This window comes from Clostridium lentum, assembly GCF_014287815.1.
Classification (GTDB): domain Bacteria; phylum Bacillota; class Clostridia; order Clostridiales; family Clostridiaceae; genus Clostridium; species Clostridium lentum.
In genome coordinates, this window is the sequence record NZ_JACOOQ010000002.1 from 112,197 (window position 1) to 137,388 (window position 25,192).

Below are 25,192 nucleotides of genomic sequence, written 5' to 3' on the forward strand. Positions count from 1 at the left end.
CCATGTTTTTTATTAGCAGCTAGTTTTTTTTGAAAAATCATTTAGTTCATCGATAAAGACTTGAATTGTTTTTGACATGGTAATGTTTTTTGGTGTTATATAAGAGAAATATCTATAATACTTATCATTAAAGGTATTGATACAAATTTCTCTATTTGCAACGGCTGCTTCAGTAACTAAACTTGAGGTAAGAGTGATGCCAAGATTATTTTTTACAGCTTCCTTAATAGCAGAGTTACTACCTAAAACTAATATTTTATTAGGAATTATTTTATTGCTTTCCAAGAACATATTGAAATATTCCCTGCTTCCGGAACCATCTTCCCTTACAATCCATAAGTGATTATTTAGCTCTTCATAGGATTTGATGTTAATCAGTTGGTTATTACTAGGATTAAAGGCTAAAACCAGTTGGTCCTTTAGGAAATATTCTTGATTAAAACTTCCTAGGGTAGGGGTTCCTTCTATAAGTCCAATATCAAGAGTTAAGTCTTTTAGATGTGAACATATTAAAGAAGTGTTTTCAATAACAATTTCCACATCTATGTCTGGATATTTCTTTGAAAAAATTGAGATAAACTTAGGAAGAAAATATTCTCCAATTGTAAGACTTGTACCTATCTTTAAAGTACCTTTTAAGGAGTTATTATTATCTTTAACTTCTATATATGTAATATCAAGTAAATTTATTATTTCTTTTGCTTTTTCATATAATTTATATCCATTTTCTGTGATACATATGTTTTTTTGTTTAACAGAACGATTTATTAATGTAACATCAAAGGAGCTTTCTAAGTTTTTTATATGGGTACTAACGCTTGGTTGTGATAAGTTTAAGTATTCACCAGCTCTAGTAAAATTTTTATGTTCTACTACGGCAATGAAAGTTTTTAATTCTTCTAGCATAAGATTCTCCCTTCAAAGTAATAATGAAAGTAAAATATAAGTTTATTATTAAAAATATTAATGATAATTATTTTTAATATTTATTTTACTTATGAATATAATATATGAAGATTATACTATACAAGTAATATTTAAGGAAATAGTACTCTTTATTACTTGTGTATTATTTTCAATTAATATATCCTTATTTCAATATAAAAATGGTATAATTTTACATATAGAATATTATAGATGGATGGTGAGGATATATGAGAGTAGACATTAATAAGTTTATAGGATTTTGTGGATGTGGTAAGGAACATAAAATTATGGTGAAGGATATAATAATTGAAAGTGAAGCTATTAAAAAGCTTTCAATGATTATGGAAAAAGAGGGATTTAAAAACATAACAATAATATGTGATGAAAATACTTATGCTGCAGCAGGGGAAGAAATTAAAGAAATTATTCCAAAAGGAAAGTTTATAAATTTAAAGTCTGAAAATCTTCATGCCAATGAAATAGCAGTACAAAAGGTATATGAGTGCTTATCGGTAGAAAATGATGTTTTAATAGCATTAGGTTCAGGAACTATTCATGATATAACTAGATATGTGGCATATAATAAAGATATTCCTTTTATATCTGTTCCTACAGCAGCGAGTGTAGATGGATTTGTATCTACAGTAGCTGCTATGACTTGGAAAGGGGATAAAAAAACATTTACTGCAGTATCACCTATTTATGTAGTAGCAGATACAGATATATTTAAAGAAGCACCATATAGGCTTACTGCATCAGGGGTATCGGATTTAATAGGAAAATATACAGCTTTAGTAGACTGGAAAATTTCAAGTATAGTAATTGGGGAGTATATTTGTAATAAAGTATGCAATATGGAAATAGATGCAGTAAATAAACTTTGTGAATGTGTAGATGATTTAGTTCTTGGTAAGTTGGAGGCTTATGAACAATTGATGTATGCTTTAATTTTATCAGGACTTGCAATGCAGATAATAGGAAATTCAAGACCAGCTTCAGGAGCAGAGCATCATATGTCTCACTTATGGGAAATGGAAGTTATTAATAAACATTTAGATGCATATCATGGTGAAAAAGTATCAGTAGGTTTAATATTGGTAATGGAAGAATATAAGAAAATAAAAAAATCCATTGAAAATGGTAGATGTAGAGTCAAAAAATATTATGGTTTGGAAGAGGATATGCTAAAGGAAGTATTTAAGAGTAGAGAAATGTATGATTCTATTATGAAAGAAAATACACCAGATCCTTTATTAAATGTAAATAAAGTTATCTTACAAAATAGATTAGAAAGTATTGCTGAAATATTAGAAAAACTTCCTACCTTAGACTTTGTAAAGAATACATTAAAGAGAGCAAAAGCTGTTACAACATTAGAAGAGATAGGGTTGTCTAATGATGTAAAGCAAAATAGCATTAGAGTATTACCATACGTGAGAAATAGACTTACTCTTATGAGAATTTCAAAAATGTTAGAATATTAAAAATATTAGAAATGCTGTAGAAATATAGCATTTCTTATTTACAATAAATTAATATAGTTATAATAAAATATTGTGTATTATTTAGGTCTATTATATAATATTAAGTAAAATAACGAAAAATAAGTTTAAGGAGAAGATAATGGTAATTATAGCGGTTTTTTGTGGGGTTTTATCTATTTTGATAAGCTGTATAGCTGTTTATCAATCAGAACACTTTAACAAGTTATCAAGAGAATTAAATAAAGATACAAAACTAATGATTGATTGCAATGAGAAATCCATAAATAATTTACATAGCACACTTGATGAAATAATAAATAAAGAAGAAACAAAATTAGAGACTAAAGAAGAACAAGTTACATTTATAAAAAATGAAATGGTATTAATAAAGATGAATAATTACAATGTAGAAAATAAATTTAATATATTACATAGCATAATGTATTTAAGTAATATATTAGCATCAAAATCAATATCTGATTTAGATATGTGGCTTGATAATGATGAACAAAAAGTTATTTTAAAATTGTCAAAGGATATTAACCGAGAGGACTATAAAAATATTGAGATAAGTTTAGAACAATTAGAAAGGTATGGAATATGGGTAAGTTTAAATGTAGATTTATATAGAGATATAAAAGAAAAAATAGAAATAAGTTAAAAACTAATGAGTGGGGGAATAAAATGGAGATTTTAACTATTGTATTTAGTAGTATATCAATAATCATAAGCTTATATGCTTTGTATCAATCAGAATTATTTAATATAGAAACTAAAGAGATAAACAGTGAAACTAGAAAAATGATTGCTTCAAATGAAAAATCAATAAGCAATTTACATATTTCTTTAAGAGAGGTTATGGAGAAGGATTCAGTGAGATTAAAAACTGATGGATTAAGTATTATTAAACTTCAAAGTTATAGTAGTTCATATAGTAAAATTGTTATGAGGGAAATTAGTAAATTATACAAGGTTTTAGAAACGGTTAAGATAAATGAAATAGATAGTTGGTTAAATTCAGAAAAGGAGTCTATAGAAGTAGCTCTAAATAAAGAATTAACAAGATCTGATTACAATGATATGGAAACTGTTTTTGAAAATGTAAGGAAGTATGGTATATGGATTACTGTGAATATTGCCGGTTATAATAATATGGAACGTGCTGGATAAATTGAATATAATTTATAAAAGGAGCTAGCTTAGCTCCTTTTATTTTTATGGTGTCAAATATTTCTTTGATAATTCAGTAAGAATTTGAATATGGACTTCTTCATCTAGAATTATCCTATCAATAATTGAAATTATGTTGGAATCATCTATTTTTTTCTGAGTACTAATATATTGTTTAATAGCTACCTTTTCATCTTTAATATCGTAATTTATCATTTCGGTTACATTTAAGCCATAATTAATAAAATGAGGACTCCAGTTTAATTTTTTATCTTTTTTGTTAATCCAGTAGCCAGGGTTTCCACCTAGTTTTATTATTAGCTTTCCTAATATTTCTAAATGATACATTTCTACTATTGCAATATGTTCTAATGTTTTTGAAATTTCAGGGTATTGATTTTCTGTTCTGAAGTGATGATTTATATATTGAGATATGGCAGAAAATTCAGATACAGCACCAGCAAAGTTAACTTGGATTATTTCGGCATAATGCTTATTTGGCTTTGCAACAACTATTGGAGGATAAGGAAGCTTTGCCTTGCATAAGTTAAGATTATTGTCCATAAAAAAACTCCTAAAAAACAATTATATATATAATATGTTTAAGGAGTGTTAATAATGTCTATACAAGAATAAGTTTTATTTTTAGTAAATGTATTGCTAGAATCTGGTTATATGGTTATTTCAGAAATATTTAAAGTTCCAATAAACAAGGTTTGACTTATTTACAAGTGTTGATTATTATAATAAATAGGAAAATTAAAATTATGTAAAAAAGGGGTAATATTATGGAAAGAAAACAAATATTAAAACATATAGATCATACATTATTAAAGGCTGTGGCTACTTGGGAAGATATAAAAGTATTATGTGATGAAGCTATTGAGTATGGAACAGCCTCAGTATGTGTTCCAGCTTGCTATATTTCACGTATTCATAAAACATATGGCAATAAAATTAATATTTGTACAGTAGTAGGCTTCCCTCTAGGATACTCAGTAACAGAAGCAAAAGTTTTAGAAACTAAAAAAGCAATTGAAGATGGTGCTAATGAAATTGATATGGTTATTAATATAAGTGATGTTAAAAATGGAGATTATGATAAAGTAACTAAAGAAATTGCTGACTTAAAGGAAGTTTGTGGAGATAAAATTTTAAAGGTTATTATAGAAACTTGTTATTTAACTGAAGAAGAAAAGATCTCTATGTGCAAAGCTGTTACAGAAGCTGGAGCTGATTATATCAAGACATCAACTGGTTTTGGTACAGCAGGAGCAACAATAGAAGATATAAGATTATTTAAGAAACATATAGGACCAAATGTAAAGATGAAGGCAGCAGGTGGCGTTAAGACTATAGCTGATTTAGAAATGTTTATAAATGAAGGATGTGACAGAATAGGAACAAGTTCTGCTGTTAACATGCTTAAAGGTGAAGAAGTAACAGGATACTAAAAGAATTAATTGAAAATGGATAATTAATTCATCAGGATACAGAATATATAGAAAAAAGAAAAATAAATAAGAAAAGATGCTTCTCTTTAAGTAAGAAGGCATCTTTTCTTATTTAATTAAGATTAATTGTATTAGATGAGATATTATTCTTTTTTAAAAAATTAGTTATGGTGCTATAACCAGAATTAAAAAGTCTTTCTTTATTTTGATAGGATATATAAAAATCTGTTACGGCAATATCAAAGGTAGGAATATCTATGGTGTGGATATTCTTTAGTGAACTAAAGTAAATAGATTCATTTGTAGTCATACAGGCATCTAGAATATCCATTAAATACTTACTTAAAGGGCATTTTTCTGCATAAGTTATATTTTTATCTTGATTACTTACAAGCTTCAAAGCAAGGGTGGGGTACTTTGTAGTAGTATTATTAAAAAGCCAGATAGGGAGATTACTTATGAGTCCGCCATCTACTATGTAGCAGGAACCTTTAGGAGTCTTTAGTTTTTCAGGAATAAATATAAAAGGTAGGCTTATACTCATTTTTACAGCTTTAGATATTTCAAAATTCATTGGATTAATATTATATTTTTTTAAATCTTCAGGAAGAATTAATATTTGTTTTTGTGTTATATCAGTAGCAATAAATCTTAAAAAATTGCTGTTATTAGAAATATCTTTAAAATATTTTTTTCCCTTTGCACTATAAAGCTCTGTAAGCAATTCTTCAATGGCAGAGGTAGAAAAGATGCCTTTAGATTTAAATATGCTTAGGTTTCTTCCTATAAATGGGATAGATGCCAATATGGTTTTATTAATATATAAATTAAAATCTATATCAAATAAGATTTTTTTTACTTCGTAAGCAGAGTAACCTACGGCCATAAGTGAAGTTACTAAGGCACCTACGGAAGTTCCAGAAAAGCAATTGAATGTAAAGCCATAATCTTCTAGAGCACATAAAGCACCTATATGGGCAATTCCACGGACTCCTCCTCCTTGACATACAAGATTAATTTTCATAAATATCACCTAAAAAAATAGTTCTATAAATAGTTTAGCAAGATAAATTAATATTGTGAAATTTTAATTCTACAAAAAGCTTTATGATAATAAGTCAATAATGTTATATTTAAAAGTTATTGTTTAAGAAGTGAATATGATGAAGAATATTGACAAAAAATGTTTGGTATGATAACCTTAAAACAAGTAGTTTTAAAAACTACGTTATTAGGTTTTATATGAATTAAGTAAAATATAGAGGAATGGGGAAATAAGCATGATTAGAATAATATCAGATTCATCATCACTTTATTCAGAAAAAAAAGGTCAAGAAAAGAACATAACAATTGCCTCACTAACAGTACATATAAATGGAAAAAATTATAGAGAATATGAAGACATAGAAACGGAAGAATTTATAAAGATAATAAATGAAGGACATATGCCAACTTCATCTCAACCGTCAATTGGACATGTTGTTGATATATATAATCAGTATAAAGAAGATGAAATAATAAATATTTCAATGGCTGATGGTTTATCTGGTACATATAATTCAGCTTGTGTAGCTAGAGGAATGGTTGAAAATCCAGAGCGTATACATGTAATCAATTCACAAACTTTATGTGGTCCACAAAAATATTTAGTAGATTTAGCAATGGAACTTGTGGAACAAGGAAGACAATGTAAAGAAATAGTTGATGAAATTAATAAGGCATTAAAAGAATCTAAATCATATTTAATTCCACATGATTTTGATTATTTAGTGCGAGGTGGAAGAATATCCTCAATAGTTGGTAAGATAGGAAGTGTAATAAAGCTAGTTCCTGTAATGACAATGTCTGATGATAAGAAATCCTTAGTTAAGTTTACCACAAAGCGAACTTATAAAAAAGCTGTTCAAAAGATAATAGAACAGATGACAGAGGATGGTATAAATTCTGAACATAAGCTGTATATTTATCATGCATTTAATGAAGATGGAGCAGAAGAAGTTAAGAAAATAATATTATCAGCTATACCAGATGCTGATATTGAAGTGGGGTTATTAGGACCAGCTTTTACTACTCAAGGTGGACCAGGATGTATTTCAATACAATATATTAAGAAGCATGATGCTTTAAAATACTCTCTAGTTTAAATAATATAGATATAAATTGCATATAGTATCAAATTGAGATACTTAAAATAGTGTTAAACCCTACAAAGTCACTTAAAATGATTTTGTAGGGTTTAACACTATTCTATGATAAATTGATCTAATATTTTACCTTTAATATTTATGGATGTAATTTTAATATAATCATCGTATGAATCAGCAATTAAATAATGATATTCTGCAATAGGCGCCACTATCACACCTTTTTTACTTTTATATTTATCTCTAAGTTTTTCACCACCACCGCCTGTTATAATTTGATATAGGTCTTTCAAATTATTAGTTTTATTTATAAGACGTCTAGAGTAATTATGCTCATGACCACAAAAAACAGCATCAATATTACATTCTTCTATGGTAAGTAATAAATTATCACGGTCAGCTGCATATAAATCTAAGCAATCTCCTAAATGAGCTCCAGTTGGAAATAGTGGAGAATGTATGAAAAGAAGCTTTTTCTTATTACAATCAGTTGTTATTTCCTTTAGCCAATGAAGAACTCTTTCACTAACTTTCTGAATTTCACCATAGTGAAAGGAGTTTAGAACAATAATTCGTATATTAGAAAAGTCTAAGAAATATATTGTTTTATTATATTCCTTAAGATAATTACTTTCAGGAATCATATTGTCATAAATTGAGGCAAATATCTTTTCAAAGCGATTATCTGTAGGGTTTGTATTAACTTCGTTATCACCAATTACAGGTAAAAGTTGAGTGTTTGGATAATGTTTATTTATTGTGCTGTTAAAATCCTCAAGTTGGAGTTTTAAAATATTAGTGTCTTTTGAACCAGCAATTGAATCACCACAAATTACTATAAAATCAGGCGATGGAGCATATTTTTTAGATGATTTTAATAAGTTGTTTAAAACCTTTTTATTTATACCATTGTCTTTTCCTTTAGTATCACCAAAAATAATAAATTTCATATAAATCTCTCCAAGAATAAGCAGTAAATATTTCAGATATTTATTATATAGTTTTAATTATTTTTACATAATGCAAAGTTAATATTTAAATTCAATAATAATATATGATGTATTTAATTTATTTGTCATAAATATAAATGGCATATGAAAAATTCATATGCCAAATAAAACTAATTGATAAAAAATTAGAAGAATAAGAATAATAGTGGAAGCCAGTATAGGTTATTATTAAATCCCCAATTTCCATAACCATAATTTCCATAACGTCCATTATTGCATTGACAAGGATTATAGCAACAATTGTTATTATTATACATAATTATTACCTCCTAAATATTTATATACTACAGTATATTCAACATATTTTTAAAAGTGTATAGTATTATATTTTTATTTTTTGTGAATAGAATTACTAAACTCTGATTTTAGAAATTTAGGTTATGATGCAAGTAAAACATTGGATAAATAGTAGGTGATTGATAAAGAAGTTTATCTATAAATTAGAAATAAATAGATTAATTTATTTATTCATAGGTATAGAGGGATTTTGAATAAGAATTTCAAATAAAGTATAATTAAAATATAAAAATAAGTACATTTAAAATAGTAGGTGAAAAAAGATGAAGATAGGATTAGTTTTATCAGGTGGAGGCGGAAAAGGAGCATATGAGCTTGGCGTATGGAAAGCATTAAAAGAGCTTAACTTAAATAAGTATATATCAGTTTTTTCAGGAACATCTATCGGAGCTTTTAATGCAGCTTTATTTGCAATGGATGATTTGGAAAAAGCAGAAAATTTATGGGATGAAGTTACTATGGATAAGCTAGTACCAATAAGTAAGAAGGAATTAATAAAAAGAGGAATAGGATTATATTTAGGAAGCAAAAATCCACAGCTTGTAATTAAATTACTCAGTGATAAGTTAGACCATGGTTCAATAAGTAATGAAGGTGCTGTTGAAGTATTAAATAAGTACATTGATTGTAATAAAGTTAATGAAAATAACAAAATATGTTATGCTGCATGTACCAAGATTCCAGAGTGTTCTGTTAAGTATTTCAGAATAAATGATTATGAAGAAAATGAAGCAAGAAAAATGATTTTAGCATCGGCATCACTTCCGTTAATTTATGATAGTACAGAAGTGTTAGGAGATAAATATATTGATGGTGGTATGGTGGATAATACGCCTATACAGCCAGTTTATGATGAGGGATGTGACATAATAATTGTTGTACTGCTTTCCAAGGAAGTAACAATAGATAGGAGTCTTTATCCAGAGGCAAAATTAATAATAATTTCTCCTGAAAGACTTGTGGAAAATACTTTAAATGGAACTTTGAATTTAGATGCAGATGCTAAAAGAATACGGATAAATGAAGGATATAATGATACTATGAACAAGCTTATGCCTATAGTGGAAATGGTAAAGTTTATTAAAGAAAAAGAAGAGGAGAAAGCTAATCCTAGATTATATAAAGCTTATAATTATTCTAAAAAGATAGTGGATAAATTTATATCTAGGTAAATAGATTTTTATAGAAATACATTAATTGATAAATATATTATATAAATTTGTTAAAAATATTAATAAAATATAGGAATAGAAATATGGAGATAAGAAATGAAGGAACTTGTTTGTGAATTATGTAAAAGGTCTGGTGTCCCTAAACTTACAGAACATCACCTTATTCCAAGGGAAGAGGGAGGAAGAGATAAGGAAACTGCATTGCTATGTGAAGACTGTCATAAACAAATTCATGCCTTATATACTAATAAGGAACTTGCCATGAGACTCAATACTTTAGAAAAACTTAAATGTGATTATAAGATTGAAAAATATCTTAAGTATGTAAAAAAGCAATGTCCATCAAAGAAGCTATCCATAAAAAAGTCTAGGGAAGTAAGAAAGAAAAGCAAGAGGTAAAGAATAAATAAAATACTTACAACTTAATTAGTTTAATATACCCATAAATAAGATAATATATCTTATTTATGGGTATATTTAGCTATTATATTTTTGGAAGAGATTCAAAATAACTAAACAACATAATATAGATAAAAATTATGATTTATTAATACTTAAAATAAGAAAAGTCTTGAAAGGGATATATGTAAGTGGTAAAGTAAAGAAAGTAACCGGTTGCGTAACCGGTAAAATATAAAACTAGTTAAGTTAACTAGTTTTATAATGTATTAATAATATTAAAACCTGTTGACTCCCTATAGTCTATTGAGGTTTTTACATGAACAGTTTTAAATGGCGTAGAATTATCTTTGATACGTGAAATAATTAATTCAGCTGCTAAATTGCCCATATCATAACTAGGAATAGTAATAGTAGTAAGTTGAGATACTATAATTTTTGCCTCCAATGAACCATCAAACCCACATACTAAAGTATCTTCAGGAATAGAAATATTAATTGATTTTAAAGCATTTACCAATGATACAGCAATAAAATCATTTGCACAGATAAATGCATCAGGAAGTTTATCTAGTTTCTTAATATTATCTCTAAGCCATGAAGAATCTGAATATGGATTTGAATCATTATCTAATATACATGTGCTTTTATCAAGTTGAATATTATAATCAAGTAATGCTGAGCAGTATCCTTGCCAACGTTCATAAAAGCTTTGGCAATGATTAGGATCACCTACGAAACTTATATTTTTACAACCATTATTTATTAGGTTTTTAGTTACAGTATAAACACTATTATAATTTTCCATCAGTAGAATATCTGATTTAAGATTAGGACATTCTTTAGTAGTAGGGCAATCGATGAACAGTGTAGGAATTCCTAGCTTACAAATAAAGTTGCTATAATTAGCATCAAACATTTCTATGCAAATAATTGCATCTATTAATTCAGTTTGAAAGTTGCTTGGTAGCTTTCTAGAGAGTAAATCATCTTCTCTAATTATATATATTGATAACTTTATCCCAAAACTACTTATCTTTTTTTCAAATCCAGATAAAAATTTAGAACCAAAGTGTGAAGAGTTTGGCATATTAGTGGTGAAAAGTGCAATTTCTTTATTTTTAAAAGTAATATTTTTATTTTCTTGAGAAAAATTCTTATAGCCCATCTCAAATGCAGTTTGGATTACTTTCATCTTAGTATCTTCAGATATATTTCCAGTATTATTTAGCGCTTTGGAAACAGTGTTTCTTGATATATTTAATTTATCAGCTATATCTTGTGCTGTAATTTTCTTGTTTTGCATTATTTATAACTCCTCATTTTGATAAATTTACAAATTTTTAAAATATTTATAATAAGTATAGCAAACTAACTATAAAAATAAAAGATAAATACATAATTATTGTTACAAAAGTAAAAGAGTATAGTTTACAATATAAAAAGTATATAGTTTACAATGTAAAAATAAAATATTAATAAATGTAACAAAAATAGTTGACGCTGTAAAATAATGGTGATAATATTAGTTTATAGAGAAATGAAAATGTTTGCAATGGTATAAAGGTAAGCGGAATTGTTTCTAAAATTATAAGAAGGGATGAGATTATATTGAGAGAGATAAAAAGTGATGTTTTAGTTACAAATGAAAAAATACAGGGAGAATTTTTCAGCAGTAAAAAGCAAGATTTAAAAGTAAGTATTTATAAAAAATTAGATTATATGAAAAAAAACTACCAGTTATATTTGTTTTTTACATTACCTCCATTACTGTTGTTAATAATTTTTAAGTATATTCCTATAGGTGGAATACTAATTGCTTTTGAAGACTATAACCCTATCAGTGGAATACTAGGAAGTGAGTGGGTTGGATTAAAACATTTCCAAAGATTTATGTCCTCACCAGATTTTATGACCTTACTGATGAATACTTTAAAATTAAGCGTTTATGGATTGTTATGGGGATTTCCAGTACCAATTATTTTAGCTTTACTTTTAACTAGGGTAAAAAGTGAAAGAATAAAGAAAATAGTGCAATTAATAATTTATGCACCAAACTTTATTTCTGTAATAGTAATATCAGGTATGATTATATTATTTTTATCTCCTGTTGGACCTGTAAATCAATTTTTGGGAACATCAATTAATTTTATGACTAAGCCAGAAGCATTCCGTACTATATATATTGCCAGTGGAATTTGGCAAGGGGCAGGTTGGGCGTCTATTATTTACACCGCAGCTCTTTCTAATTCAAGTAAGGAACTAACAGAAGCTGCTGTCATTGATGGAGCTAATATTTTTCAACAGATTTGGAATGTTGATATTCCAGCTATAAAGCCAATTATGATTATTCAATTTATTTTATCAGTAGGTGGAATAATGAGTATAGGATTTGAAAAAGCACTTGCTTTACAAACAAGTTTAAATATGCCTACATCTGATATATTAGCTACTTATACTTACAGAATGGGGTTACAGTTAGGTGATTATAGTTTCTCTACAGCAGTTGGATTATTTAACTCAGTAATAAATATAATACTACTTATTATGGTGAATGTAACTATAAAGAAAATGAACGAAGATGAAGAAGTAGGCTTATAGGAGGGTAAAATGGTAAAGAAAAGAAAAAGAAATCTTTCAATGTCAGATAAAATTATTTTAAATAGTGGATATATATTGCTAGGAATTTTTCTACTTGCTATTATAATTCCACTTGCATATATAGTTATTGCTTCATTTACAGATCCTACTGTGCTAAGCAGTGAAGGAATAACATTCGATTTTAGCAAATGGTCATTAGATGGATATAAGAGAGTTCTGCAAGATGATATGATTTTAAGAGGATTTTTAAATTCTATTTTTTATTCAATTTCATATGCAGTAATTTCAGTTGCAGTTACACTTATGGCAGCATATCCGTTATCAAAAGATAAGTTTGTGGGTAAGACATTTATAAACACTTTATATGTAATAACTATGTTTTTAGGTGGAGGATTAATCCCAACATATTTATTGATGGATAAATTAAATCTTTTAAACACTATATGGGCTATGTTATTACCAGGAGCCATAAATGTATGGAATATAATGCTTGCAAAAACATATTTTAAGTCACTACCTAAAGAATTAAGAGAAGCTTCATCTATAGATGGAGCAAGTGAAATAAAGCATTTCTTTAAAATAGTGTTACCAGTATGCAAACCAATTATAGCAGTATTGATGTTATACCAATTTGTAGCTCAATGGAATGGATATTTTGATGCAATGATTTATTTAGATGATTCTAAGCTACAGCCACTACAACTAGTAATAAGATCAATATTAATTCAAAATTCACCATCTACAGGAATGATAGCTGATATACAAAATATGGCTGAAATGTCTAAGATGGCCGAATTATTAAAGTATTCAACAATAGTAATTTCAAGTTTACCATTGTTAATTATGTATCCATTTTTCCAAAAATATTTTGATAAAGGTATAATGATGGGCTCAGTAAAAGGCTGATATTATATAAAAGGGAGAGAGTAAAATGAGAAAAAATAAGATAAAAAGAATTTTAAGTATTGTAATGTTAACTGTAGTAACTACATCTTTAAGTGCTTGTGGAAGTAAGAAGGAGGAAAATGTAACTGTACATTCTGATGTATCATTTCCACTAGAGGAAACTGCCACTTTAACTATGCTTACAAGTGCACCAGCAGTATCAGAACAAAATCCTAATAATAGACTTATATTTAAAAGATTACAAGAAAAAACTAATGTAGAAGTAGATTGGACATGCTATCCAGATGATCAATATGGCGATAAAAAAAGTTTAGCATTATCTAAAAAAGATACACTACCTGATGTAGTTTTTAATGCTGGAATGAGTAATTATGATTTACTTCGTTACTCTAAACAAGGCGTAATTATTGCTGTTGAAGATTTGATAGATGAATATATGCCTAATTTAAGCAAGATATTAAATGAAAATCCTGAGTATAGAAAGATGATAACAGCTCCTGATGGACATATATATTCATTCCCTTGGATTGAGGAATTAGGTACTGGAAAAGAAGCTATACAGGCTGTAGGAGATATGCCTTTTATAAATAAAAAATGGCTAGACGAATTAGGGTTAGAAGTACCAACTACAACTGATGAATTAGTTGAAGTGCTAAAAGCTTTTAGGGATAAGAAACCAGAAGGTAGAACAGATGTAATACCTATGACGTTCATTATAAATAATGGAGACCAAGATCCAGGAATATTATTAGGAGCTTTTGGAGAAGGGGACAATAGTGATCATTTTCTTGTAACAAATGATAAAAAGGTTATTTATTCAACTGTACAAGAGGGATATAAAGAAGGTATAAGCTGGCTTCATTCACTTCAAGAAGAAGGACTTATAGATCCAGAAGCATTTACACAAGATTGGGCAACTTATGTATCTAAAGGTAATAATGGAAGATATGGAATGTTCTTTACTTGGGATGCAGCAAATATAGTTACAAATCCAGAAGATTATATTGCATTACCAGCACTAGCAGGACCAAATGGGAACGTTAATGTACCAAGATCAAATGGAGCAGGTATAGACATTGGAAGATGTGTAATAACTACTGCTAATAAGAATTTAGAATTAACAGCAAAATGGATAGATGAATTATATGATCCATTACAATCAGTACAAGATAACTGGGGAACTTACGGAGATGAAGAACATCAAAATGTATTTGAACTAAAAGAAGATGGTTCATTAGCACATTTACCTTTAGGAGATACTTCACCTTGGGAAGTTAGAGTAAATCAAAATGTAGGTGGTCCTTTAGCAGTTCTTAATGAATACTATGGAAATTATACAACATGTCCAGATGATGCCCAAGAAAGGTTAAATATACTCCATGAAACTTATGTAAAAGATATGAAGGCAGAGTATAACTATCCTGTATTACTTATGACTCAAGAAGATATAGAATTGTTTACTCAATATGAAACAGCAGTACGACAATATACTGAAAGAAAAAAAGCTGAATGGATTTTAAATGGAGGCATAGAAAAGGAATGGGATTCTTATCTTGATGAGATGGAAAAATTAGGGCTATCAAAAATGTTGGAAATAAAGCAAAAATATTTAGATGAATATTTTAAATAATAAACATACGCAAGTGGCAGATTGTCACTTGTGTTTACTGAAAAATATTAGAGGAGTGGATTAGGGTAATTATGAGTAGTTCAGTTTTAGAGAAAGCAAGAGATTATGAGAATAGATTTATTGAGAGTATAAAAAGCGAAGAAAGACCAGCTTTTCATATATCAGCACCAATTGGTTGGATTAATGATCCAAATGGATTTTCAATTTTTAATGAAGAATATCATTTGTTTTATCAATATAATCCATATGGTACAGTGTGGGGGCCAATGCATTGGGGGCATAGTAAATCAAAAGATATGATAAAGTGGCAACAGCTACCAGTAGCTATGGCACCAGATAGTAAATATGATATAGATGGATGTTTTTCAGGGAGTGCTATAGAAGATAATAATAAACATATACTTATGTATACTGGAGTAGTTGATAAGAAAAATGAAAATGGTGAGCATTATGTAAGACAAGTTCAATGTATAGCTATTGGTGATGGAGAAAATTATTTTAAGCTAGATAGTAATCCAGTTATAACTGATGAATTATTACCAGAAGGAAGCAGTTTTGAAGATTTTAGGGATCCTAAGATATGGAAAGAAGATGGAGATTTTTATTCAGTTGTTGCTAGTAGAAGTAAAGATGGTAGTGGACAGATATTAATGTTTAAGTCAGAGAATTTAAAAACTTGGGAGTTAGTTACTATCTTAGACAAGAGTGAAAATAAATTAGGTCGTATGTGGGAGTGTCCAGATTTCTTTAATATAGATGGAAAAAATGTACTTGTAATTTCACCACAAGAGGTTAGAGCTACCAAAGATGGATTCCATAATGGGAATAATACTGCATTTTTAATTGGAGAGTATGATAAAGAAAATAAAAAATTTAATAGAGAAAAAACAAAGGTAATAGATTTTGGATTAGATTTTTATGCACCTCAAACATTTGAAGATAAAGATGGTAGACGTATAATGATTGGATGGATGCATTCTTGGGAAAATAGAATTATTCCTAATGAGTTTAAATGGTGTGGAATGATGACAATACCAAGAGAAATTAGAATAAAAGATAATAATGTAATTCAAACGCCAATTAAGGAAATTGAAAATTACTATGGTGATACAGTAAAATATGAAAAAATAACTATAGATAAAGAAGTTTCGCTAGAAGGAATTAACGGAAGAGTACTTGATATGACTTTAGATATCGACGCTTCAAAAGCTGAAGAATTTGAAATCAAATTTGCAAAAAATAATGAGTATGAAACGATAATAAGATATTATTCAAAAAGAAATACAATAGAGTTTGATAGAAGTTATTCAGGAAAATATGGAGATATTCTTCATAAAAGAGAGATGAAGGTTAAAGATAATGATGGTAAGTTAAGAATGAGATTAGTTTTAGATAAATATTCTGCTGAAATATTTGCAAATGATGGAGAACAAGTAATGACTTCAACATTTTATACACCATTGGATGCACAAGATATAACACTTTCATCAAAAGGAAAATCAATACTTAGCATTGAAAAACATAAAATCGACATATAAATTATAAAAATTAATCAAAATATTTAAAGTTATAAAATAGAGTACTAGGAAATGGAGATTAAACTATTATGAAAAAAGTAATTTGTCCTGGAGAGGCGTTAATAGATTTTGTATCAACAGATGTAGGTAAATCATTAGAGAATACAAATGGATTTGTAAAAAAAGCTGGTGGGGCTCCAGCAAATGTAGCATCAGCTATATCTAAATTAGGAGCAGAAGCTTATTTTGCAGGAACTGTAGGAAAGGATGCTTTTGGAGCATTTATAGAAACTACTTTAAAAGCTAATAATATTAATACAAGTTTATTGTTTAAGCTAGAAAATCATAGTACTACATTAGCATTTGTTTCGTTAATGGAAGATGGAGAGAGAGATTTTGAATTTGCAAGGGATGCTGATTCACTTTTATCAATTGATATGTTTAAGGATAAATTAGAGTGTTTTGATTTATTTCATTTTGGAAGTGCCACAGCATTTCTTGAAGGAGAATTGAAAAAAACATATTATAAATTAAAAGAGTATGCAGTTGAAAATAACAAGTTAATAACATTTGATGCTAATTATAGAGAAAATTTATTTGCTGATAAAAAAGAAGAATTTATTAAATGCTCTGTTGATTTTATAAAGGATAGTTTTATTGTAAAACTAAGTGAGGAAGAAGCATTGTTAATTAGTGGTAAAAATGAAGTTAAAGAAGCTGCCCAGTATATTGTAAAATTAGGTTGTGAAAATTTGATTATAACATTAGGTAAAAAAGGCTCTTTAGTAACAACGAAGAAAACACAAGTATTAGTGCCAACAAAAGAAATGGTAATGATAGATGCTACAGGAGCAGGAGATGCTTTTATGGGAGCTGTCATTGCTCAGATTATAAATAAACCAGATAAAGATATTGTTGAAATTGTTAAACTAGCTAATTTAGTAGGAGGAATAACCACAACTAAAATAGGTGCACTTGAATCAATACCTACTTGGGAAGAAGTTGAAAAGTATAAATAAGGAAATACTGAGATTTAGTTAACTAAATCTCAGTATTTTTTATACGTATAAATATTAAGAAGTTGTCTCTCTTTGAATTAATTCAGTGTCTATATTAATATGTTCAATAGTTATAGGCATATTTTTATTTTTAGCATTAATTTGTCTAAGAATTAATTTCATTGAGTCCTCAGCAATTTTAACAATATCTTGCTTAACAGTGGTAATTGGAAGGATAGACTCCATAGAAATTGGTGAATTATCAAATCCTATTATTTCATATTCATCAGGTATATTTTTTTTATTTTTTATTAAAATATTCAATAAAATATTGGCATGAGTGTCATTGCTTAAAAATATACCTTTTTTTCCATTAGGATATTTTTTTTCAATGTCTTCATATATATTATAAATATTATGATAAGCTGTATCAAATGTACTTCATATTTTAGAAAGATAACATTTATAATTAATGTTATTAGTCTCACAAGCAGTTTTAAACGCTTCAATACGTTTATAAGAAGGAGTGTCTTTCTTTACATCTACGTTTATATGAATTAACATATCACAATTATTGTTAATTAGTAAATTAGTTGCTTGCAAAGAGCCATAATAATTATCACTATTAACACTTGAAATATACTTGTCTTCTCTTTCAATAGAGACTATAGGAATATTTAATTCACTTAGGGTTTTAGAATCTATAGAATGGCTTAGTATAATTAATCCTTCGATTTGATAAGCTAATAATTCGTTTATATAATTCATTTCTTCATCTCTATTGTTATTTCCAACAAATACTAAAAATTTATACTTGTATTTTGGATAAGTATTAATAAGAGAATCTAAAATTTGAGAATAGTAATGTAAAAATAAATCAGGAATAATAATACCAATCATTTCTGTTTTACCATTAGCTAAACTTCTAGCAACTTTATTTTCTTTGTAGTCTAATTCAACTAAAGCATTTTCAATTTTTTTCTTAGATTCTTCAGTTAAAGAATCAGGATTATTGAAATATCTAGAGATAGTTGTTTTAGAAAAGTTTGTTTTTTTTGCTATATCGTTAAATGTAATTTTTTTCTTCATATGCACATCACCTAAGTATATTATATCAAAAAAGGATTTCAAATGAAAATAAAATGCTTATAGAACATTGACATGTAATCGATAACATGATAATATTACCTTAAAATAACCGGTTATGTTACCGATTACTAAAACTAGGAGGGAATTATATAGGGAGACCTAAGATACATTTAACAGCACCGAGAAATTGGATTAATGATCCAAATGGATTTATTTATTATAAGGGAGAATATCATTTGTTTTATCAATATTTCCCATATGATAATGAGTCTTTTGAGTCATCACAAGTAAAAATATTTTCTGAAGATGGATATACATTTAATAATTTAGAAGATAAGAAAATAATTATATAACTGATTATGGATGAAAAGTTAGGACATAGAACTCATACAAGAGATCCAAAAGTATGGAAATATAAAGATAGATATACGTTAATACTTGGGAGTAAGTTTATAGAAAGTGGTAGTGATAAGTTTACTGGAGAAGTTCTATTTTACACTAGTGAGGACGGCGAAAACTGGAGTTATAAAAATAGGTATTATGATAAAAAAATAGGAGATATGTGGGAATGTCCAGATTTATTTGAAGTCGATAATGAATATATATTAATTATGTCTCCGGAACATTTAATAAGTGATGGAAATAATTACACTAATAATACTGTTTACTCAATAGTTGGCTTTGATGAAGAATCCTGTGATATGAAGATTGATGATGAAGTAATGATCTTAGATGAGGGATTAGATTTATATGCAGCACAAACAAATATTGATAAATACGGAAATAGGATATTAATTGGATGGATGCGTATGCCTAGCAAGCCTTCTAATGAAGAGTGGATAGGAATGATGACACTACCAAGAAAAATAACAGTTAGGAAAAATCAAGTGTATTTTAGTATACCTGACTATATCGATGATAAGTTTAATAAAAAAATAGATATAGGCAAATTTGATATAAATAATCCATGTAAAATAAATGTTACGTTAAAATCAGGAATTTCAGCTCTATTAGGAATTACTGAGCCAGCCGTATTTGGGGTAAATTTAAAATTAAAGTATCCATTTGTAGGTGCATTAATAGGTTCTGCCGTAGGTTCAGCATATGCTACATTTATGAAAGTATTATCATTATCTCAAGGACCAGCTGGGTTACCTGGAGTTATAGTGATTAGACCAAAGTCTATGGTACAATATATGGTAACAATGGTTATTACATTTGTTACAGCAACTGTAGCAACAATTTTGCTATACACGGTTTTTCAAAAGAAAGAGAATAGCACTAACTAGATAATTTAATAAATATATAAGGCTGTATCAAAAAGTTTATTATTTTTGGTATAGCTTTATTGTTTTGAATAGATAGTTTTAAATATATGTAAGATTGATAAACTAATAATTATATTATACTTGAAATATGTTTTATTAATATATATAATATTGAAGGAATTAGTATGGTGCTTTTAGTTTATAAATATAAATAGGCAAAAGTTAAAAGTGAATGTGATGAAATTTCACAACAGCCCCCACTACTGTGATAGAGGATGAAAGCTAAAATTATAAATTCCATTGAGATATTTTCTTGAGAAGGAGTTTAGTGAGTAAAGAGATTCTTAAGTCAGGAAACCTGCCATAACTTTAATAGTGTTTTTCTTTGGGAGGGAGAGAACAAAAAAGGAGAAAAAATGAATAAATTATTTAAAAGGTTTGCAGCAATATCTTTATCCACTATGATTGCTTTTGGCTTAATTAGCTGTGGAAATAATGCAGAAAAAAAAGATAATACTGCAAATCAATCATCTCAAGTTGGAGAAGTAGTATATCCAGTAACTATAACAGATTCTTTTGGTAAAGAGGTAACTTTAGATAAGGAACCTAAAAAGATTATTTCTGTAGCACCTAACATAACAGAAATGATATATGAACTTGGAGCAGAAGGCAAACTTGTAGGAAGAACTGATTATTGTGATTATCCAAAAGAAGTAACAAATATTGAATCAATTGGTAATTTAATGACGCCAGATATTGAAAAAATAATAAGCTTAGAACCAGATTTAGTAATTACTTCAACTCATTTTGATAAGGAAAATACAGCTAAACTTGAAGCAGCTGGTATTAAGATTATAGGATTATATGAAGAACATGATGTTGATGGTGTTTACACTATGATGGAAACATTAGGAAAAGCTTTAAATAAACAAGATGAAGCAACTAAGGATGTAGCTGCAATGAAATCTACTATTAAAGAAGTAACTGATGCTGTTAAAGATTTAGAAGAACCTACAGTTTATTATGTAGTAGGATATGGAGAATATGGTGATTTCTCTGCACCAGAAAATACTTTTGCAGGAGAAATTATTAAATTAGCTGGTGGAGATAATATAGTACCAGCACAAGACAATTGGTCATATAGTTTAGAAGCACTTTTAGAAGCAGATCCTGAAATAATCATTATAGGTAATGGTATGAAGGATGGATTTGAAACAGCTGAAGGATATAAGGAGTTAACTGCTGTTAAAGAAGGAAAAGTATACGAAATAGATAATAACTTAATAGACCGTCAAGGTTATAGAAATGCAGAAGGAGTAATGACTTTAGCAAAGATATTCCATCCAGAAGCCTTTCAACAATAGGAGGAGCATATTTTGGAATCAAAGAAAGCAAGAAACTATATTTATATTAGCTTATTGTGCGTTTTTTTATTCCTATGTATAGTGGTTTCTGCATCAGTAGGATCATCATCTATTAATCCAGTGGAAAGTTTAAAGCTTGTGCTTAATAAAATTCCTTTGATAAATAGAGTTATTGATACTACTGATATAAAGGAAATATATGAAGTAATTATTTGGAAGGTGCGCTTACCAAGAATTTTGCAAGCATCTCTTGTTGGAGGTGGGCTTGCAGTGGTAGGTTGCACCTTTCAAGCAGTATTTAGAAACTCTTTAGCAGATCCACATATATTAGGTATTTCATCAGGAGCATCATTAGGAGCAACAATTGCAATATTGTCAGGTTTAACACTTAATTTTTTAGGAATAGGTATTATTAGTATATTTGCTTTTATTGGAGCAATAGCAACTGTAATGTTGGTATATAAAGTAGGTGGCTTAGGTGGAAAAATAATAACTACAAATCTTTTATTAACTGGTACAGCTATAGGAACAATGTTAAGTTCTGTTATTTCACTACTTATGATTTACAATAGAGATAATTTAGAAAAAGTTTATTTATGGACACTAGGCAGTTTTTCTTCTGCCAATTGGAGCAAAGTATTATTTATGTTTATAGTATCTTTAATATCCGTAGTAATATTATTTGTTTTCAGTAGGGATTTAAATGTAATTCTTACAGGTGATGAGGTGGCAGCAAGTTTAGGAATAGATACTGTAAAATTAAAAAATCTACTTATAATTTTTTGTGCTATATTAGTTGCAGCAAGTGTATCAGTAAGTGGAACTATTGGATTTGTAGGGCTTATTATTCCTCATTGCATGAGATTACTAGTAGGTTCAGATCATAGATTACTTTTACCATTTTCATATTTTGGTGGAGCTGCATTTATGATAATATGTGATACTATAGCTAGAACAATAGCTGCTCCTACAGAAATACCTGTAGGAGTAATAACAGCTGTTTTTGGAGCACCATATTTTATATATTTACTTTATCGTAATTCAAAGAATGGAAGAGTTTGAGGTGAAGTGAGATGACGGAAAATATTTTGTCAATTAGCAATTTAAGCTGGCAACCAAATAATGAAGAAAAATATATATTAAATGACATATCCAGTGATTTTAAAGAAGGTGGTTTTTATGGTATATTGGGACCTAATGGTTCAGGAAAGACTTCTTTAATAAAACATATTTTAAGATTTTTAGAAGTAAAAGAAGGAAATATTTCTTTAGATGAAAGAAACATAAATAAGTATTCAAGAAAAGAATTGGCAACAAATATTTCTTTTGTACCTCAAAATGTTAATATGGATGTAAATTTTTCTGTATATGATATTATTGCCATGGGGAGAACACCATATTTAAAAAGATTTCAAGATTTAACTATTGAAGATAAGGCAATTATACAACATGCTATGGAAATTACAAATTGTGCTTATTTAAAAGATAAGATATTTGCTAATTTAAGTGGAGGGGAATCACAAAGAGTATTAGTAGCTAGAGCTATAGTACAGGATACTAAATATTTAATATTAGATGAGCCTATTTCACATCTTGATATACGATATCAGATAGAATTGATGGAGACATTAAAAAGGCTTAATAATGAGGAAAATAAAACAATTATTGCAATCTTGCATGATTTAAATTTAAGTTCAGCATATTGCAAGGAGATAGTACTTATGAAAAATGGAAAAATTTTTTCTAAAGGAAAAGTAGAATCAGTACTTACTAAAGAAAATTTGAAGGCTGTATATGAAATGGATTTTGAAATTCAACATTTAACTAAAAGTAATCAATTATTTTTTGTACCCTTAGTATCTGGATTATTGAATAAATATAAATAAAACATATGCTGTTAAAGTATATGTTTTTTTGTTATTTAGGGTATTTTGATTATAAAAAAATAGATATTAAGGCAAGATAATAATAAAGGAGGAATATATAATGGAAAATAATATGGCTATGGAATATCCAATGTTTTGTTATCAATGTGAACAAACATCAGGGGGAAAGGGATGCACTAAGATGGGTGTATGTGGGAAAACCCCTGAAGTAGCAAATCTACAAGATTTATTAATATTTCAATTAAAAGGAATAAGTTGTTATGCAAATGAACTTATAAAAAAGGGAGAAAATGTTGATAAATCAACAATAGCTTTTATTGAAGATTGTTTATTTACAACATTAACAAATGTTAATTTTGATGCAGATAATCATGTTAAGTTATTAAGAGAATCTCAAAAAATAAAAGATGATTTAAAAAAGAAGGTTGGTAAAATTAAAAATGATACAGCTCATGTAACTTATATATTAAGAGAAAGCAAAGCAGAAATGCTTGAAGATTCAAAAATTGCAGGAATTATGTATGACCAAGATTTAGATCCTGATATACGTTCATTAAGACAAACAATTGTATATGGATTAAAAGGTATAAGTGCTTATGGACATCAAGCAAGATATTTAGGTTATTACGATGATCAAGTAGATAATTTTTATGTAAGAGCTTTAGAAGCAACAACAGATGATAGTTTATCAGTAGAAGAGTTAATAAGATGGACTATGAGAACTGGTGATATGAGTATTGCTATAATGAAAAAGTTAGATGAAGCAAATAATAAAGTATATGAACAGCCTTCACCACATAAAGTAAATGTAAAGATTAAAAAGGGACCTTTTATTATAGTTTCTGGTCATGATTTAAGAGATTTAGAACAGCTATTAGAACAAACAGAAGGAAAAGGTATAAATATATATACCCATGGAGAAATGTTACCTTCACATGGTTATCCAGGATTAAAGAAATATAAACATTTAATTGGAAATTATGGAGGTGCATGGCAAGATCAACAAAAAGAATTTGATGGTATTCCTGGATGTATACTAATGACTACCAATTGTCTTATGAGACCAAGAGAAACATATAAAGATAGAATATTTACAACTAATGTTGTTGGATGGGATGGAGTTATAAATATACCAAAAGGAAAAGATGGTAAAAAAGATTTTACACCAATAATTGAAAAAGCATTAGAATTAGGTGGCTTTGAAGAAGACCAAGAACCACATGAAATTATTGTAGGTTTTGGTCATCATGCAACTTTAAGCAATGCAGAAGCTATTGTAGAAGCTGTAAAGGATGGAAAAATAAGATACTTCTTTTTAATAGGAGGTTGTGATGGGGCAAGACCAGGTAGAAATTATTATACTGAATTTGCAAAAAAGATACCAGATGATTGTATAATTCTTACTTTAGCATGTGGAAAATATAGATTCAATAAATTAGATTTTGGTGAAGTAGCAGGTTTACCTAGATTATTAGATGTAGGACAATGTAATGATGTTTATTCAGCAATTAGAATAGCTACAGCATTAGCAGATGCTTTTGGAACAGATGTAAATGGATTACCATTATCTTTAATAGTTTCATGGTATGAACAAAAAGCTGTAGCAGATCTTTTAGCATTGCTATCATTAGGAATTAAAGATATATATTTAGGACCAACACTTCCTGCTTTCTTTAGTCCTAATGTTCTTCAATATCTTATAGATACTTTTAATTTGCATTTAATAAGTACACCTGAAGATGATTTAAAAACTTGTTTGAAACAAGAGGTATAAAAGAAATATAAGTTAGTTTGAAAATAATGTGTATTTTATATGAATATTATTTATATTTGTAACAAATGTTACTTAAAATAATTTAAAGTTGATGTATATTAA

At 28.0% G+C, this 25,192-nt stretch carries 26 protein-coding genes and 1 riboswitch; of the genes, 18 read left to right on the top strand and 8 right to left on the bottom strand.

What is annotated here, in order from left to right:
• Positions 1-12: 12 nt before the first annotated feature.
• A complete protein-coding gene (locus tag H8R92_RS02055; RefSeq protein WP_186834569.1) occupies positions 13-906 on the bottom strand; it encodes a LysR family transcriptional regulator in 894 nt (297 codons plus the stop codon).
• 248 nt (positions 907-1,154) lie between these two features.
• Between H8R92_RS02055 and H8R92_RS02060 the strand changes: the two genes are divergently transcribed.
• From H8R92_RS02060 to H8R92_RS02070, 3 genes are all read left to right on the top strand, one after another.
• On the top strand, positions 1,155-2,411 hold the full coding sequence (locus H8R92_RS02060; protein WP_186834570.1) for a sn-glycerol-1-phosphate dehydrogenase: 1,257 nt from the start codon (positions 1,155-1,157) through the stop codon (positions 2,409-2,411).
• Positions 2,412-2,550: 139 nt separating this feature from the next.
• Positions 2,551-3,072 (top strand): hypothetical protein, encoded by a 522-nt coding sequence (locus H8R92_RS02065; RefSeq protein WP_186834571.1) that lies wholly within the window; start codon positions 2,551-2,553, stop codon positions 3,070-3,072.
• Between the two features lie 23 nt (positions 3,073-3,095).
• On the top strand, positions 3,096-3,581 hold the full coding sequence (locus tag H8R92_RS02070) for a hypothetical protein (RefSeq protein WP_186834572.1): 486 nt from the start codon (positions 3,096-3,098) through the stop codon (positions 3,579-3,581).
• A gap of 45 nt (positions 3,582-3,626) precedes the next feature.
• Here H8R92_RS02070 and H8R92_RS02075 read toward each other — a convergent pair whose 3' ends face one another.
• The gene (locus H8R92_RS02075) at positions 3,627-4,145 is read right to left on the bottom strand and encodes a ferritin-like domain-containing protein (protein WP_022213065.1); all 519 of its coding nucleotides are present in this window, start codon (positions 4,143-4,145) and stop codon (positions 3,627-3,629) included.
• 224 nt (positions 4,146-4,369) lie between these two features.
• Here H8R92_RS02075 and deoC point away from each other — a divergent pair, with 224 nt between their 5' ends.
• On the top strand, positions 4,370-5,035 hold the full coding sequence (gene deoC / locus H8R92_RS02080; RefSeq protein WP_186834573.1) for a deoxyribose-phosphate aldolase: 666 nt from the start codon (positions 4,370-4,372) through the stop codon (positions 5,033-5,035).
• Positions 5,036-5,147: 112 nt separating this feature from the next.
• Here the strand turns inward: deoC and H8R92_RS02085 are convergent, their stop codons facing one another.
• Positions 5,148-6,059, bottom strand: a complete 912-nt coding sequence (locus tag H8R92_RS02085; RefSeq protein ID WP_186834574.1) for a patatin-like phospholipase family protein — start codon at positions 6,057-6,059, stop codon at positions 5,148-5,150.
• A gap of 256 nt (positions 6,060-6,315) precedes the next feature.
• Here H8R92_RS02085 and H8R92_RS02090 point away from each other — a divergent pair, with 256 nt between their 5' ends.
• Entirely contained in the window at positions 6,316-7,179 is an 864-nt protein-coding gene (locus H8R92_RS02090) for a DegV family protein (RefSeq protein ID WP_022213062.1), read from the top strand.
• Positions 7,180-7,277: 98 nt separating this feature from the next.
• Here the strand turns inward: H8R92_RS02090 and H8R92_RS02095 are convergent, their stop codons facing one another.
• Positions 7,278-8,129, bottom strand: coding sequence for a metallophosphoesterase family protein (locus H8R92_RS02095; protein WP_186834575.1), 852 nt, complete (start codon positions 8,127-8,129; stop codon positions 7,278-7,280).
• Between the two features lie 185 nt (positions 8,130-8,314).
• Positions 8,315-8,446 carry a hypothetical protein gene (locus tag H8R92_RS13290; RefSeq protein WP_279287093.1) on the bottom strand — a complete coding sequence of 44 codons (132 nt, stop codon included), beginning with the start codon at positions 8,444-8,446 and terminating at the stop codon, positions 8,315-8,317.
• Positions 8,447-8,749: 303 nt separating this feature from the next.
• On the opposite strand from H8R92_RS13290, the gene H8R92_RS02100 reads away from it, so the two are divergent.
• Positions 8,750-9,658, top strand: coding sequence for a patatin-like phospholipase family protein (locus H8R92_RS02100; protein ID WP_022213060.1), 909 nt, complete (start codon positions 8,750-8,752; stop codon positions 9,656-9,658).
• A 96-nt stretch (positions 9,659-9,754) separates the two neighbouring features.
• A complete protein-coding gene (locus tag H8R92_RS02105) occupies positions 9,755-10,057 on the top strand; it encodes an HNH endonuclease (RefSeq protein ID WP_186834576.1) in 303 nt (100 codons plus the stop codon).
• A gap of 259 nt (positions 10,058-10,316) precedes the next feature.
• Here H8R92_RS02105 and H8R92_RS02110 read toward each other — a convergent pair whose 3' ends face one another.
• On the bottom strand, positions 10,317-11,363 hold the full coding sequence (locus H8R92_RS02110; protein ID WP_186834577.1) for a LacI family DNA-binding transcriptional regulator: 1,047 nt from the start codon (positions 11,361-11,363) through the stop codon (positions 10,317-10,319).
• A 416-nt stretch (positions 11,364-11,779) separates the two neighbouring features.
• Between H8R92_RS02110 and H8R92_RS02115 the strand changes: the two genes are divergently transcribed.
• The 5 genes from H8R92_RS02115 (at position 11,780) to H8R92_RS02135 (ending at position 17,730) form a co-directional block, all read left to right on the top strand.
• The gene (locus H8R92_RS02115; RefSeq protein ID WP_186834621.1) at positions 11,780-12,658 is read left to right on the top strand and encodes an ABC transporter permease; all 879 of its coding nucleotides are present in this window, start codon (positions 11,780-11,782) and stop codon (positions 12,656-12,658) included.
• A 9-nt stretch (positions 12,659-12,667) separates the two neighbouring features.
• Complete coding sequence (locus H8R92_RS02120) at positions 12,668-13,564, top strand: carbohydrate ABC transporter permease (RefSeq protein ID WP_022166817.1); 897 nt, start codon at positions 12,668-12,670, stop codon at positions 13,562-13,564.
• A gap of 25 nt (positions 13,565-13,589) precedes the next feature.
• A complete protein-coding gene (locus tag H8R92_RS02125; protein WP_186834578.1) occupies positions 13,590-15,194 on the top strand; it encodes an extracellular solute-binding protein in 1,605 nt (534 codons plus the stop codon).
• A gap of 71 nt (positions 15,195-15,265) precedes the next feature.
• Positions 15,266-16,732: a glycoside hydrolase family 32 protein gene (locus tag H8R92_RS02130; protein WP_022166815.1), complete on the top strand. Its 1,467-nt coding sequence runs from the start codon at positions 15,266-15,268 to the stop codon at positions 16,730-16,732.
• A gap of 68 nt (positions 16,733-16,800) precedes the next feature.
• On the top strand, positions 16,801-17,730 hold the full coding sequence (locus H8R92_RS02135) for a carbohydrate kinase family protein (protein ID WP_022213055.1): 930 nt from the start codon (positions 16,801-16,803) through the stop codon (positions 17,728-17,730).
• Positions 17,731-17,784: 54 nt separating this feature from the next.
• Here H8R92_RS02135 and H8R92_RS13415 read toward each other — a convergent pair whose 3' ends face one another.
• Together H8R92_RS13415 and H8R92_RS13420 are read right to left on the bottom strand one after the other, a co-directional pair.
• Entirely contained in the window at positions 17,785-18,123 is a 339-nt protein-coding gene (locus H8R92_RS13415) for a substrate-binding domain-containing protein (protein WP_330606861.1), read from the bottom strand.
• Between the two features lie 27 nt (positions 18,124-18,150).
• On the bottom strand, positions 18,151-18,798 hold the full coding sequence (locus H8R92_RS13420) for a LacI family DNA-binding transcriptional regulator (protein ID WP_330606862.1): 648 nt from the start codon (positions 18,796-18,798) through the stop codon (positions 18,151-18,153).
• Between the two features lie 164 nt (positions 18,799-18,962).
• On the opposite strand from H8R92_RS13420, the gene H8R92_RS02145 reads away from it, so the two are divergent.
• The 6 genes from H8R92_RS02145 to hcp all read left to right on the top strand — a co-directional run bounded on the left by H8R92_RS02145 (position 18,963) and on the right by hcp (position 25,090).
• Complete coding sequence (locus tag H8R92_RS02145; protein WP_302703154.1) at positions 18,963-19,151, top strand: hypothetical protein; 189 nt, start codon at positions 18,963-18,965, stop codon at positions 19,149-19,151.
• Between the two features lie 6 nt (positions 19,152-19,157).
• Positions 19,158-20,087, top strand: coding sequence for a glycoside hydrolase family 32 protein (locus tag H8R92_RS02150; RefSeq protein ID WP_186834579.1), 930 nt, complete (start codon positions 19,158-19,160; stop codon positions 20,085-20,087).
• Between the two features lie 148 nt (positions 20,088-20,235).
• A riboswitch (cobalamin riboswitch) is annotated at positions 20,236-20,446 on the top strand.
• A gap of 36 nt (positions 20,447-20,482) precedes the next feature.
• The gene (locus H8R92_RS02155) at positions 20,483-21,430 is read left to right on the top strand and encodes an ABC transporter substrate-binding protein (protein ID WP_022213051.1); all 948 of its coding nucleotides are present in this window, start codon (positions 20,483-20,485) and stop codon (positions 21,428-21,430) included.
• Between the two features lie 12 nt (positions 21,431-21,442).
• Positions 21,443-22,492, top strand: a complete 1,050-nt coding sequence (locus tag H8R92_RS02160; protein ID WP_186834580.1) for a FecCD family ABC transporter permease — start codon at positions 21,443-21,445, stop codon at positions 22,490-22,492.
• Positions 22,493-22,503: 11 nt separating this feature from the next.
• A complete protein-coding gene (locus tag H8R92_RS02165; RefSeq protein WP_186834581.1) occupies positions 22,504-23,316 on the top strand; it encodes an ABC transporter ATP-binding protein in 813 nt (270 codons plus the stop codon).
• Positions 23,317-23,416: 100 nt separating this feature from the next.
• Positions 23,417-25,090, top strand: a complete 1,674-nt coding sequence (gene hcp / locus H8R92_RS02170) for a hydroxylamine reductase (protein ID WP_186834582.1) — start codon at positions 23,417-23,419, stop codon at positions 25,088-25,090.
• Positions 25,091-25,192 lie beyond the last annotated feature (102 nt).